The 12799-nt window shown below is 63.2% G+C and carries 12 protein-coding genes; 4 read left to right on the top strand and 8 right to left on the bottom strand.

Going from position 1 to position 12799, the window contains the following annotated elements; translation table 11 throughout:
* Nucleotides 1–7: 7 nt before the first annotated feature.
* Nucleotides 8–694, bottom strand: coding sequence for a haloacid dehalogenase type II (locus RA19_RS01395; RefSeq protein WP_039158870.1), 687 nt, complete (start codon nucleotides 692–694; stop codon nucleotides 8–10).
* A 138-nt stretch (nucleotides 695–832) separates the two neighbouring features.
* Between RA19_RS01395 and RA19_RS01390 the strand changes: the two genes are divergently transcribed.
* A complete protein-coding gene (locus tag RA19_RS01390; protein ID WP_039158868.1) occupies nucleotides 833–1261 on the top strand; it encodes an FKBP-type peptidyl-prolyl cis-trans isomerase in 429 nt (142 codons plus the stop codon).
* Between the two features lie 253 nt (nucleotides 1262–1514).
* Here RA19_RS01390 and RA19_RS01385 read toward each other — a convergent pair whose 3' ends face one another.
* Both RA19_RS01385 and fabB read right to left on the bottom strand, forming a co-directional pair.
* Nucleotides 1515–2306, bottom strand: a complete 792-nt coding sequence (locus RA19_RS01385; protein ID WP_039158866.1) for an enoyl-ACP reductase FabI — start codon at nucleotides 2304–2306, stop codon at nucleotides 1515–1517.
* 6 nt (nucleotides 2307–2312) lie between these two features.
* Complete coding sequence (gene fabB, locus RA19_RS01380) at nucleotides 2313–3542, bottom strand: beta-ketoacyl-ACP synthase I (RefSeq protein WP_039158864.1); 1230 nt, start codon at nucleotides 3540–3542, stop codon at nucleotides 2313–2315.
* Nucleotides 3543–3784: 242 nt separating this feature from the next.
* On the opposite strand from fabB, the gene RA19_RS01375 reads away from it, so the two are divergent.
* Nucleotides 3785–4624 carry a DUF2189 domain-containing protein gene (locus tag RA19_RS01375; protein WP_039158862.1) on the top strand — a complete coding sequence of 280 codons (840 nt, stop codon included), beginning with the start codon at nucleotides 3785–3787 and terminating at the stop codon, nucleotides 4622–4624.
* A gap of 72 nt (nucleotides 4625–4696) precedes the next feature.
* On the opposite strand, the gene fabA is transcribed toward RA19_RS01375, so the two are convergent.
* Nucleotides 4697–5206, bottom strand: a complete 510-nt coding sequence (fabA, locus tag RA19_RS01370) for a bifunctional 3-hydroxydecanoyl-ACP dehydratase/trans-2-decenoyl-ACP isomerase (RefSeq protein ID WP_039158860.1) — start codon at nucleotides 5204–5206, stop codon at nucleotides 4697–4699.
* Between the two features lie 215 nt (nucleotides 5207–5421).
* Here fabA and irrA point away from each other — a divergent pair, with 215 nt between their 5' ends.
* Nucleotides 5422–5838: an iron response transcriptional regulator IrrA gene (gene irrA / locus RA19_RS01365; RefSeq protein WP_039159004.1), complete on the top strand. Its 417-nt coding sequence runs from the start codon at nucleotides 5422–5424 to the stop codon at nucleotides 5836–5838.
* On the opposite strand, the gene RA19_RS01360 is transcribed toward irrA, so the two are convergent.
* Complete coding sequence (locus RA19_RS01360; RefSeq protein WP_039158858.1) at nucleotides 5803–6735, bottom strand: LysR family transcriptional regulator; 933 nt, start codon at nucleotides 6733–6735, stop codon at nucleotides 5803–5805. The two genes, irrA and RA19_RS01360, sit on opposite strands and share 36 nt — an antisense overlap.
* A 99-nt stretch (nucleotides 6736–6834) precedes the next feature.
* Between RA19_RS01360 and RA19_RS01355 the strand changes: the two genes are divergently transcribed.
* A complete protein-coding gene (locus tag RA19_RS01355) occupies nucleotides 6835–7635 on the top strand; it encodes a phytanoyl-CoA dioxygenase family protein (protein ID WP_039159002.1) in 801 nt (266 codons plus the stop codon).
* A gap of 97 nt (nucleotides 7636–7732) precedes the next feature.
* Here RA19_RS01355 and RA19_RS01350 read toward each other — a convergent pair whose 3' ends face one another.
* The 3 genes from RA19_RS01350 to RA19_RS01340 form a co-directional block, all read right to left on the bottom strand.
* Nucleotides 7733–8773 (bottom strand): radical SAM protein, encoded by a 1041-nt coding sequence (locus RA19_RS01350; RefSeq protein ID WP_039158856.1) that lies wholly within the window; start codon nucleotides 8771–8773, stop codon nucleotides 7733–7735.
* Between the two features lie 218 nt (nucleotides 8774–8991).
* Nucleotides 8992–10299 (bottom strand): aspartate aminotransferase family protein, encoded by a 1308-nt coding sequence (locus RA19_RS01345; RefSeq protein WP_039158855.1) that lies wholly within the window; start codon nucleotides 10297–10299, stop codon nucleotides 8992–8994.
* A 9-nt stretch (nucleotides 10300–10308) separates the two neighbouring features.
* Complete coding sequence (locus RA19_RS01340) at nucleotides 10309–12720, bottom strand: FAD-dependent oxidoreductase (protein WP_039158854.1); 2412 nt, start codon at nucleotides 12718–12720, stop codon at nucleotides 10309–10311.
* Nucleotides 12721–12799 lie beyond the last annotated feature (79 nt).

The following is a 12799-nucleotide window of genomic DNA, read 5'->3' as shown; positions in this document are numbered from 1 at the left end:
GTGTGCTTTAGCCCTTGGCGAGATCGGGAATGGCGGTCAGGTCCGGCAGGATATGGGCAGGTTTCCAAGGCAGCCGGTCCACCGGCTCGCCCGCGCGGTTCACCCAGGCAGTGGCAAAGCCATAGCCTGCGGCGCCTGCTGCATCCCAGCCGTTGGAGGAAACAAACAGCACCTCTTCATTGGCGCAGCCAAAGCGTTTGCCGACGAGGTCATAGACCCGGGCATCAGGCTTGAAGATTCCAACGCTTTCCACTGACAGCACATCGTCCAGCACCCCGCCGAGCCCGGCAGATTGTACCGCGCCATCCAGCATCGCGGGCGAGCCGTTGGACAGAATGGCGGTGTTGAGCCCTGCGTCTTTCAGTGCCTTCAGCATAGCGGGCACCTCTGGGTAGGCTTGCAGCTCCCAATACAGATCCAGCAGCCGCTGGCGCAGGGCTGCGTCGCCTGCCAGGCCGCTTGCTTCCATCGCCCAGTCGAGCCCGTCCTGGGTGACATCCCAGAAATCCGCATGGGCATTGGTGATCGCGCGCAGCCAGGTGTACTGCAGCTGCTTCAGCCGCCAGTGATTGGCAAGCTCGGCCCAGCTGTCCTGCAGATGCGGAAACGCCGGCTCGCTTGCGGCCTGGCGCGCCGCTGCTGCCACGTCAAACAGGGTTCCGTAGGCGTCAAAGATACAGGTGGTAATCGGCATGGCTCCCTCCCTTGCGGCGAGAGTTGCACGAAGGGCAGGGCGGGCAAAGCGGATAATTGTACCCCTTACGGCTTTACATCGCAGCGTCACGCCTTAGGCTGCGCGGCTTTGATACCCCTCATCTGGACTGGAGATCCCATGACCGAGGTCAAGAACGGCGACACCGTGCGCATCCACTACACCGGCAAGCTGACGGACGGTACCGTGTTCGACAGTTCCGAAGGCCGTGACCCGCTGGAATTCACTGTCGGTTCCGGCCAAGTGATTGCCGGCATGGACGCAGGTCTCGAAGGTATGGCCGTGGGTGAGAAGAAGGTCCTCGAAATCCCCTGCGCCGAAGCCTATGGCCCAATTAATCCGGCCGCGCGCCAAGAGATCCCGCGCGAAGGCATCCCTGCGGATATCCCGCTGGAGCTGGGCACTCAGCTGCAGATGCAAAGTCCCGAAGGCCATGTGCTGCCGGTGACCGTGGTGGAAGTGAGCGATGAGACGGTTACCCTGGATGCCAACCACTTCCTGGCGGGCAAGGATCTGGTGTTCGACATCGAGCTGGTCTCGGTCAACTGACCCTGCGTCCGCGGGCAGGGGGAGCTCCCGCGCCCGCAGATCCCCCCGGCTGCGCCGGAGCGATACCTGGCGGCCTTGGGCGTGGCACCGCGCAGAGCGCGGTGCCACGCCCAACGGGAGCGGGCTGCGCTAGAAGCCCTGCGACGGGCGGGAGAGACGCTGCGAAGATCCGGGTGAGACCGCAGAGGCTTGGTGACTGCCAGTAAAAAAAGGCGCCCTGCAGGCGCCTTTTATCATGTCAGGGGCTGGGCCCTCAGAGGTGGTCCGGCTGCGGCATGCCCAGAACGTGGAAGCCGCCGTCGACACGGATGATCTCTCCGGTGGTGCAGGCGCCCGCGTCGGACGCCAGATAGACGGCAGTGCCGCCAACGGCTTCCAGCGTGGCGTTGGAGCGCAGCGGCGCGTTCTGGTCGGTATGCTTGAATGTCTTGCGTGCACCGCCGATGGCGGCGCCGGCCAGGGTCTTCATAGGACCGGGCGAGATGGCGTTCACGCGGATGCCTTCTGGGCCCAGATCGTTGGCCAGGTAGCGGGTGGCCGATTCCAATGCTGCCTTGGCAACACCCATCACGTTGTAGTTCGGCACCACCTGGTTTGAGCCCTGATAGGTCAGGGTCAGCAGGGTGCCTCCGTTCTCTTTCATCATGGGATGCGCACGGCGCGCCACTTCGATGAAGGAATAAGCCGAGATATCCAGCGAGTTCTTGAAGTTCGCGCGCGTCGTGTCCAGGAACCGTCCGGTCAGTTCGTTCTTGTCCGAATAGGCAATCGCATGGACCACGAAGTCGATCGACGGCCAGCGGCCTGCCAGCTGCTCGAACGCCGCATCCAGCGAGGCGTCGTCGGTCACATCCACATCGACCATGAAGTCCGACCCGACGCTTTGCGCCAGCGGCTCCAGCCGTTTGCCGAAGGCTTCACCCTGGTAGGTAAAGGCCAGCTCGGCCCCGGCATCCGCCATCGCCTTGGCAATGCCCCACGCGATGGAGCGGTCATTGGCAACGCCCATAATCAGGCCGCGTTTGCCTGTCAACAGTCCCGCCATCGTCACTTATCCCTTGTATTTGCTCAGAACCATCGAGCCGTTGGTGCCGCCAAAGCCGAAGCTGTTGGTCATCACCGAATCCAGCCCGGCATTTTCCACCAGGTCCGTGGCGATCTCGCCCGGCAGGATGCCTTCGGCGAGGGTCTCTACATTGATCGACGGGGTAATGAAATCATTGTCCAGCATCAGCAGGCAGAAAATCGCCTCCAGCGCGCCGGCGGCACCCTGGGCGTGGCCGGTCATCGATTTTGTCGAGGAAATCGGCGGCACCTTGCCTTCGCCGAACACGCGGCGTGCGGCCTCAACTTCACCCACATCACCAACCGGGGTCGAGGTGCCATGGGCGTTGATGTAATCCACTTTGCGGCCTTCGGGCAGGGTCGACAGCGCTAGGCGCATTGCCCGCTCGCCGCCCTCGCCGGACGGTGCCACCATGTCGTGGCCATCCGAGGTCGCAGCAAAACCGGTCACCTCGGCGTAAATCTTCGCACCGCGTGCCAGCGCGTGGTCGAGGTCTTCCAGCACCACGATGCCGCCGCCGCCGGAGATCACAAAACCGTCGCGGTCCTGATCAAAGGCGCGCGAGGCCTTCTCCGGATCATCGTTCTTTTTCGAAGACATCGCGCCCATGGCGTCAAAGAGGCAGGAGAGAGTCCAGTCCAGCTCCTCGCCGCCGCCGGCGAACATCACGTCCTGCTTGCCCATCATGATCTGCTCCGCTGCATTGCCGATGCAGTGCAGCGAGGTCGAGCAGGCCGAGGTGATCGAGTAGTTGATGCCCTTGATTTTGAACGCAGTCGCCAGGTTGGCGGAGATCGTCGAGGACATGCACTTCGGCACCGCAAAGGGGCCGATCCGCTTGGTCGCGCCGGTCTTGGCCACCACCTGGTGCGCGGCCAGCATGGCAGAAGTCGACGGGCCGCCGGAGCCTGCCACCAGGCCGGTGCGCTCGTTCACCACCTGATCCTCAGAGAGGCCTGCGTCGGCAATCGCCTGGCTCATGGCGATATGGGCATAGGCCGCACCAGGGCCCATGAAGCGCAGGGTGCGCTTGTCCACATGTTCCGCCGTGTCGATCTTGAGTGTGCCGGCTACCTGACTGCGGAAGCCGTGCTCGGTCATTTCCGGGCTGGCGACGATGCCGGACTTGCCGGCTTTCAGCGAGGCGATGACCTCTTCGGCATTGTTCCCGATGGAGGAGACGATCCCCAGACCGGTGACGACGACACGGCGCATACCTGCACTCCCTTGTTTGCTTAAGCCTTACTAGGCTTTGAGGGGGGGAGGTGCAAGATGGGTTGGTCTGCAGGCGGCAGCGGTGACGGGTATGGTCAGGTTTGCAGGACTTCGCGGCAATACTCCCCTTGTCCGGATGCAGCACCTGATGCAAACTTGTACGCGGAGGCGCGATGTCTGTTTTTCCACCGGGTCTGTTGGCAGACGGACCGGCAGGGGCCATGCTTTGGGAGGAGTGTGCCATGACATCCAAGACCGAAGGTTCCACATCACCGGACAAACTGGCGCCGCGGCCGCAAGAAATACCCAAGGTCAACAAGGTCACACCGGGGGATATCACCGCCTCGCTGAAGGCCGGATTTTCCGACTTTCTGGCGCGTCCCTTCCTGAGCGGCTTTTTCGGCCTGTTTTATGCGGCTTTCGGAATCTTGTTTGTTTGGTGCCTGGTTTGGCTCGGCAAGATCTGGATGATCATTCCCGCTGCTGTCGGCTTTCCGCTGGTCGCTCCCTTTGCTGCCGCTGGGCTTTATGAAATGTCCCGCCGGCTGCAGAAAGGAGAGAGTTTCGGCTGGTTTGAAATCTTCACCGTCATGGCCCGCCAGCGCAAACGGGAAATGGGCTGGATGGCCTTTGTCACCCTGTTCATTTTCTGGGTGTGGATCTACCAGGTCCGGCTTTGGCTGGCGATCACCCTTAAGAATACATCCTTCTCGGATTTTGACGGTTTTTTGAACATCGTGTTCTTCACACCGCAGGGCTGGACCTTCCTTGCGATCGGGACCTGTGCAGGCGCGGCTTTGTCGGTGGTGCTGTTCTCGGTGACTGTTGTCGCCATGCCAATGCTGCTCGACCGGGAAACAAATTTTGTTTCCGCGATGCTGACGTCCATTCGCGTCGTAACAGAAAACCCGCTGGTCATGCTCAGCTGGGCAGTGATCATCTCTGCCGCTATGCTGCTGTCGATGGTTCCGGCATTTCTGGGCCTGATTTTCACCCTGCCGGTCCTTGGCCACACAACGTGGCATCTCTATCAGCGGGCGGTGCCCCCGGCGGAGGGCGAGCCCGTCCGCCAGACACCTTGAACACCCGCTTGCTGCAACAAAAAAGAGGCCATGCGGCCTCTTTCTGAGCTCGTGGCATTTCCTGGCCGATGCTCAGCTCTCGCTAAGTGCCACTTTCATGTCTTTGACCTGATAGATCACTTCGCCGTCCGCCTCGACGATGCCGTCGGCGACGCCCATGGTCAGGCGGCGGGTCTGCACGGCTTTGGTGAAGTTGACGCGGTAGGTCAGCATCTTGCGGTCCGGGCGCACCATGCCGGTGAGTTTCACTTCGCCCACACCCAGCGCATAGCCGCGGCCCTGCCAGCCGCGCCAGCCCAGGTTGAAGCCGGTCAGCTGCCACAGGCCGTCCAGGCCCAGGCAGCCGGGCATGATCGGGTTGCCGGGGAAGTGGCAGTCAAAAAACCAAAGGTCCGGGGTGATGTCGAACTCGGCAATCACATGGCCCTTGCCGTGCTCGCCGCCATCGCCGGAAATCTCGGTGATCCGGTCCATCATCAGCATCGGCGGTGCCGGCAGCTGGGCATTGCCCGGTCCGAACAGCTCGCCCCGCGCGCATTTCAGCAAATCGTCCTTGTCAAAGCTGCTGGGGTAATCGGCCATCCGGGCGCATCTCCTGCGTGAGGTTCGTGTATAGGTATCTGGAACCCTGTAGCACCGGGCCAAAGGGTCCCGCAAGAGTACCCTGCGTCACTTCCTGCGCTGAATGTGCCACAGATGCATTGGAAAGTGTGCATCAGCTGCGAATGAATTTCATTTGAAAAACCCGGGGTGTTGCTCCTATATATACGGTCAGCAACGCGATGCAGGACCTGCTCATGACGCCAAACAGCGAACACGTGGCCACACGCTGGCTGACAGACGCCGGGCTGAGACCCACCCGGCAGCGGGTGGCGCTTGCCGAATTGCTGGTCGGCGACGGCAAACACCGCCACATCACCGCCGAAAGCCTGTTCGAATCCGCCAAGAAAAACGGGGCTGCGGTGTCGCTGGCCACCGTCTACAATACGCTGCGTGCCTTTTGCGATGCAGGCGTGCTGCAGGAGATCCCGCTGGACGGCTCCAAAAGCTATTTCGACACCAACACCCACGACCACCCGCATTTCTTCTGGGAGGATGAGGGCCGCGTCAGCGATGCGCCGGCGCAGGATCTGGTGATTCACAAGCTGCCGGAGGCCCCCGAGGGGATGGAGATTGCCTCAGTCGACGTGGTGATCCGCCTGCGCAAGGTCTGACCGGCCGGAGCTCAGCGTCTTCAGCAGGATTTCATGTGCCTTTGCCGCGGCGGAGGCCTTGGGCGCATGGGCATGTGCGGCAAGAATCACCGGCTCTTCCGCTGCCGGGTCCGTGACCCGCACCGCAGTCAGCGGTTTGCCGTCATAGCTGATGCCGCCCGGCGGCAGGCTGTAGCTAATGCCCACGCCCTCTCCATTGGCCGCCAGGCTGCGCAGCAGCTCCAGCGAATCCGCCCGGTGCGCAATCCGCGGCACCAGCCCATGCGTCTTGAACAGCCCCAGCATATGCTGCAGCGACATGCCTTCCTGCGACAGCACCAGCGGGTAGTGCGTGAGTTCCTCCAGGGTGACACTGCCGCGTCCGGCCAGCGGATGCTCCGGGGGTACCAGTGCGTGGGGCGCGTAGCGGTCCAGCCCGGTCCGGCTGAAGGCGGCATCCAGGCCCAGATCATAGGTGATGGCCAGATCGGCCTCGCCTGTGGTGAGGGCAGTGATAAGCGGTTCGAATCCGCAAGCGCGGTGGCTGATTTCCACCTCAGGCAGGGCCTCGCGCAGGGCTCTCAGCGCGGGTGCCAGCAGGAAGGGGGCAAGGTCCGAAAAGCAGGCCAGCATCAGCCGCTGCGGCCTTTGGCCAGCACCTTTTGGGTCCTCCAGCCGTGCGGCCTGATCCAGCAGCTCCTGCGCCTGGTCTGCAAACTTGCGGCCTTGCGGCGTCAGCGCCAGGGCCGCCCCGCGGCGGCGCAGGAACAAGGGGTGGCCCAGATGTTCCTCGATCCGGCTGAGGGCCGCGGAAAGCGCTGGCTGGCTGACATGCACGGCTTCGGCCGCGGCTGACAGGCTGCCGTGCTTGGCGACAGCGCAAATGTATTCGTAGTGGCGCAGGGTGAGGTATAACATGGGATGAAGGGTATATTAGAGAGATATGATTTGAAACTATGCCTGGAGCGCGGCAGGAAGGACGCATCAGAAATGCATCATTCAGCAGCGGAGGCAGAAATGGTCCACCCCCTTATCACCCAGGAACATGTCGAGCAGTTCCAGCGCGATGGCGTCGTGCTGATCCGCGGCCTGTTTGCGGATCAGGTCGAATTGCTGCGCAGCGGCGTTGCAGCAAATATGGAAGACCCGGGGCCTTACGCTTCGGAAAACAAGAAGGAAGGCCAGACCGGCCGGTTCTTTGACGACTACTGCAACTGGACCCGGATCCCCGAGTTTCAGCAGGCCATCGAGCAGTCGCCGGTTGCCGAGGTTGCTGCCGATCTGATGAAGTCGACTTCGGTGCAGATGTTCCACGACCATGTGCTGGTCAAGGAACCGGGCACCTCCATGCCGACGCCGTGGCACCAGGACGGGCCTTATTACTTTGTCGAAGGCCAGCAGACCATCAGCTTCTGGTCGCCGCTGGACGAGGTGAAGGAAGCCGCGCTGCGCTGCGTCGCAGGCTCGCATAAATGGGAGAAGGAAGTGCTGCCTACCCGCTGGGTGTCCGAGGAGGACTTCTTCCCGGATGAAGGCCAGTACATGGCGGTGCCGGATCCGGATGCCGAAGACAGCATGACGGTGCTGGAATATGAAATGCAGCCAGGCGATGCGGTGGCCTTCAACTACAAGATCCTGCATGGCGCCCGTGGCAATACTTCAACCTCGCGCCGCCGGGCATTCTCGCTGCGGCTGGTCGGGGATGATGCGCGCTATGTGGAGCGCCCGGGCCGCACTTCGCCGCCGTTCCCGGGCCATGATATGCAGCCCGGCCAGCGCCTGCGCGAAGACTGGTTCCCGGTGCTGCTGCAGCGGTAAGGGAGGAGGGGGCTTTGCCCCCTCGGGCCTGACGGCCTTCACCCCAGAGTATTTGGGACCAGAAAGAAGCAAAAAGCGTGCAGCCCCGGCTGCGCGTTTATTTTTTCAGATCGCGGCGGATGCCCATGTTCTCGGCATTGGAGAAGGAGCAGGTCTTGCAGATGCCGAATTGCTTGAGGAAGCCGCGCTTGCGGGCGCGGGCGGCTTCGTCCGAGCGGTAGGCTGCGAGAAAACCGTCCTTTTCTACGTTGGGCAGCTGGATCACCTGGTCGTAGTCGATGCAGCACAGGCCCAGGTCGCCGTTCCAGAACACCACCGACTGAAACAGCGGCACCGTGCACATGGCGTGACTGGTGTGGCGCGGATGGCGGCGCAGCTCCTTCTGCCGCGGCAGGAAATGGGCAAACTCGCGCTTTTGGTCGGCGGAGGTGTATGAGCCGATCGAGAAGGTCTTGAACCGCACCCGGTCGAAGCCTGCGTCCTTAGCCCAGGCCTCCATCTCGTCCATCTGCGGCTCGGAATAGCTGGTGAGCAGTGTTTGCAGCACGGTGACCGGGGATTTGGAGCCGATTTCCTTCTTGATGGTCAGGAATTCCTCGATGCTGGATTTCACCTTGTCGAAGTCGGAATTGACCCGGTAGGTTTCCTGCGCCTCTTTCGAGAAGCCGTCCATACAGAGGTTTACCCGGGCGAGGCCCGAGCGGATCAGCCGCTCGCTCATCTCAGGCGTCAGGCGGGTGGCATTGGTCGACAGATAGGTGTCGTGGCCGTTTTCATGCGCGTAAGCGATGAAATCCGGCAGGTCCCTGTGCAGGGTCGGCTCGCCCGAGAAGCTGAAATAGATCGCAGGCTTTTCCCGCTGGTCCTTGAAATCGTCGATGATCTTGCGGAACACATTGGGCTTCATCATGCCGCGCTTGCGCTGCATGGCAAAGGTCACCGGGCAAACCGGGCAGCGCAGGTTGCAGCTATTGGTGGCGTCGATGATGATGATCTTGGGCGGGCGCTTGAAATAGGCCAGCGGCAGGAACCGGGCCAGGAAATGCAAGGCACGCTCGTGCAGGCCGGGCGGGTTGTCGGGCAGGTCTGGCTGCGCGGTTTCCGAACTGAGGTCCGGCGCGGGGGCGAGATCTTTCATGCAGGCTCTCCGGAAGGTGCTCTTGAGAGACACCTTAAAGGTCAGGTAGCGACAGGCAAGGGTGGGTGCCGTCACGCGGTGTGAGCATTACGTGAGGTGTCTGAAAGAAAATTCAAGCCGTGCAGGATGTTGCGCGCGAATTCGTACGAAGAAATTCCACTGCGGCAAAAGCCCGGTACGTCTGCCCGGGCGGCTGAATTACCCCTGCGGCTGTGGTTTCAGCCCGGCTGCAACGGGTCCAGCATCGGTGCGAGCTCAGCGAAGGTTTTGTCAAAGGCGCTGAGCGTCTGTGCGGTATCATCGTCACTGTGCGCTGCCGAGGTGACGGCGCTCATCGCCGACATCAGGTCCACGCCGTTGCGGTTGAGGCTGTTCTGCAGAAGCTTGACGAGATCCGGGGAGGGGCTGCGGATGGCGGCGGCGGGGATGTTCGCCATCGTGCCGTCATGCGGGCCGAACCACAGGTGGAAGGTGGAGCTTTCGCCATAGCAAAGGCCTTCGATGCCGTGTTTGGTGAAAAGCGCGTTCACTCCGTCCCGGATGTCCGCGGCAATGCGGTCCGCATGGGCCTGGGCGCTGCCATCGGCCAGCAGGTCCATCATCACTGTGCCGGCAGCCGAGACGATCGGTGCGCTGTTGAAAGTGCCCTGGTGCAGGACCGCGGGCGTGTGGCCGCGGGTGGTAACTGCGGGGTCGAGCATGGCCATGACTTCAGCCGAGCCTCCCACTGCACCTCCCGGCATGCCGCCAGTGACGATCTTGGCCATTGTGGTGAGGTCGGGGGTAACGCCCGCCAGTGCCTGCCGCCCGCCGGGAGACCAGCGGAAGCCGGTGATGATCTCGTCCAGGATCAGCAGGCTGCCGTTGGCTTGGGCGGCGGCTTGGGCCGCAGTCAGGATCTCCTGCACCATCGGCACCGCGCCGTAGTTGGCGCCGGAGGCTTCAACGATCACCGCCGCATAGGTGCCACCGGCCAGCATCCTGTTCAGCGTCCCTGCATCCGGCGGGCAGATATCAGTCAAGGCGGTAACGGCTTCGGGCACCCCAAGCGAGGGCGGGGCTTCAGAACCGGCCTTGGCGCCTTTCATAACGTGGTCGTGCCAGCCGTGGTAATGCCCGTCCACCCGCAGGATTATATCGCGGGAGGTGAAGGCGCGGGCAATGCGGATGGCCAGCATCGTTGCCTCGGTGCCGGAAGCGGTGAACCGCACTTGATCCACCGAAGGCACCAGATTGCAGATCTTGCGTGACCAGCCGACTTCGACCTGGTTGCAGTCGGCGGCAAAAATCGCCTCTGCGGCCTGCGCCTGCAGCGCCTTGGTGATCTCCGGGTGGCAATGGCCCATCATCTGGCTGGCGGCGCCCATCTTGTAGTCGATGTAGCGGTTGCCGTCGGCGTCCCATTTGTGGGCGCCTGCCGCCCGGGTGACATAAAGCGGGTTGGGCAGCCGCCAGCGGTAGCGGTGCGAGATGCCGCCGGGCATGGTCTGGCGGGCCTGCTGGAACAATTCCTGTGATTTGCTCATCTGTCCTCCTCACCCGCGCAGGCGGGTGTCCTGCGGGTCAAAAGGCGGTTTCTTCAGCACATGGGCCGCGATCCGCGCGCCATAGAGTTCGACTTCCAGCCGGGTGCCCGCCGCAGTGAGGGGCGCAGGCAGCCAGCCGATGGCCAGCGATTGGCCGGTGAAATGCCCGTAGCCGCCGGAGGTGACTTGCCCGGCATAGGCATCCTTGTGGAACAGGGGCTCACCACCCAGGCAGTCGCTGTCCTGAGCCTCCACTTGCAGCAGGCACAGGCTCTGATCCGGATCCTGTGCCGCTTCCAGCGCCTTCCGGCCCGGGAAATCCGCGTCTTTTTTCAGGCTGACCAGCCAGCCCAGTCCCGCTTGATAGGGAGTGACCTCGGCGTTGACGTCATGGCCCCAGAGGTACCAGCCCTTTTCCAGCCGCAAGGAATGCAGCGCCCGTCCGCCCGCCAGCCGCAGGCCGTGAGCCTTGCCGGCCTTTTTCACACGGGCATAAAGCGCGCGGTGGAATTCCGTCGGCACATGGATCTCATAGCCCAGATCGCCGGAGAAGCTCACCCGGATCACCAGCGCCTTGCACAGGCCGAAATCCAAATGACGCGCGGCGAGGAAGGGCAGGGCCTCATTTGAGACATCCTCCGCCACCAGATTCCCTAGCAGCGCCCGCGCCCTTGGGCCTGCGATGTGCAGAACGCCGAACCGGGTGGTGTCGCGGCTGATCTGCACGTCCAGCCCAAGATCACTGCGCAGCATGTCCCAATGCATGCCTTCACCGCCGCCGGCGCCAACGATGTACAGCTGATCCTCGGCCAGCCGAGCCGCAGCGAAATCTCCCATGATGCCGCCTTTGGCATTGCACAGCAGCGCCAGCGTGGAGCGGCCTTCCTTGGGTACCCGCCCGGTAAAGGTGCGTTCGTACCAGCGCGCCGCGTCCGGACCGGTCACGCAGTATTTGCCAAAGATCGACATGTCGAACAGAGCCACCGCCTCGCGGCAGGCTATGTGTTCTGCACCCACATACCGAAAGCTCTCAGGCCGCTGGAAGCTGTTGCTGTCCACCGGCTCTACGCCTTCGGGCGCAAACCATAAGGGCCGCTCCCAGCCGTTCACCACGCCGAAAACCGCGCCATCGGCCTTTTGCTGGTCATAAATCATGCCGGTGCGCGCGGGCCGACCGGCGCGGCCCTCCAGCCCGGGAAAGGGGACCTCGGCGTAATGCTCGGCATAGGCTTCGATCGCGCGGGCCGTGGTGTATTCGACGGTCGCGTAGTCCCCGAAGCGGCCCGGATGGCAGGCCATCGGGTTCCATTCGGTGGCGCCTTCCACCATCCACTCGGCCAGGAAGCGCCCCATGCCGCCGCCCTGGATGATGCCGATTGCAGTGCCGCAGTTGAGCCACATGTTTGGCAGGCCCGGATGCGGGCCGATCAGCGGCCGTTCGTCCGGTGTATAGGGGATCGGTCCATGCACGACCCGGGCAATGCCCGCGCGCTCCAACAGCGGCACCCGGGACATCGCCGCCACCATGCCGTCTTCGATCCGCTCCATGTCCTCGGGCAGCAGCTCCTGGCCGAACTCCGGCGGGATGCCGCGCGTCATCCAGGGCAGGGGCTTGGCCTCATAAGGCCCCACCAGCAGCGAATTGCGCTCCTGCCGGAAGTAGAACGAGCCCTCGCGGTCGCGGATCACTGGATGCTCCGAGGCCAGGGCGGCCACCTCGTCCATCTGCTCGGTCACCACGTATTGGTGCAGCATCGGCACAATCGGCAGGTTTGAGCCTGCCAGCCGGGCGATCTCCGGCGCCCATTGGCCCGCGGCATTGACGACATGCTCGGCAAGCACCGGGTCCTGACCCTCAACCTCGATCCGCCACAGCCCGTTTTCGCGGGACAGCCCTGTCACCTTGGCGCCTTGCCGGATCTTCGCCCCCAGCCCGCGCGCCTTAGAGGCCATCGCATTTGTGACCGAGGAGGGATCGAAATGTCCATGCAGCGGGTCCCAGATCCCGGCCACCAGCCCTGCGGTGTCCATCAGCGGTGCCCGTTCGCGCATTTCCCGGGGGCCGCAGATCTTGAATTCCAGTCCCAGTGTCTTACCGCGCGCCACCTGGCGGCGGAACTCATCCAGCCGCGCCGGGTTGGAGGTCACCGTGAACGACCCCGGCTGGTGCAGGCCCAGGGGCTGCCCCGCCTCCCGTTCCAGCTGCCGGTAAAGCGCCAGGGAATGTTTCATGAAGCGGGTGATCAGCGTGCTGCCAGACCAGGCGCCGCCATTGCCCGCCGCATGCCAGGTCGACCCGGCCGTCAGAACGTTTTTCTCCAGCAGCAGGGTATCGCGCCACCCCGCCTCGGCCAGATGGAGCAGCGTCGAACATCCGACAACGCCGCCTCCGATAATTGCCACCTGCACGTGATCCGCCACGCCAGCCTCCCGTTTCCGGGCCAGTCTGCGGGCAAGCAGAGGATGCGGCAAGCTGACTCGCCGGCATGACTGTTATTAC

This window comes from Leisingera sp. ANG-M1, from assembly GCF_000813745.1.
GTDB lineage: Bacteria > Pseudomonadota > Alphaproteobacteria > Rhodobacterales > Rhodobacteraceae > Leisingera.
Note: the sequence above shows the minus strand (reverse complement) of the source record. Positions and strands in the feature narration are given on the sequence as shown.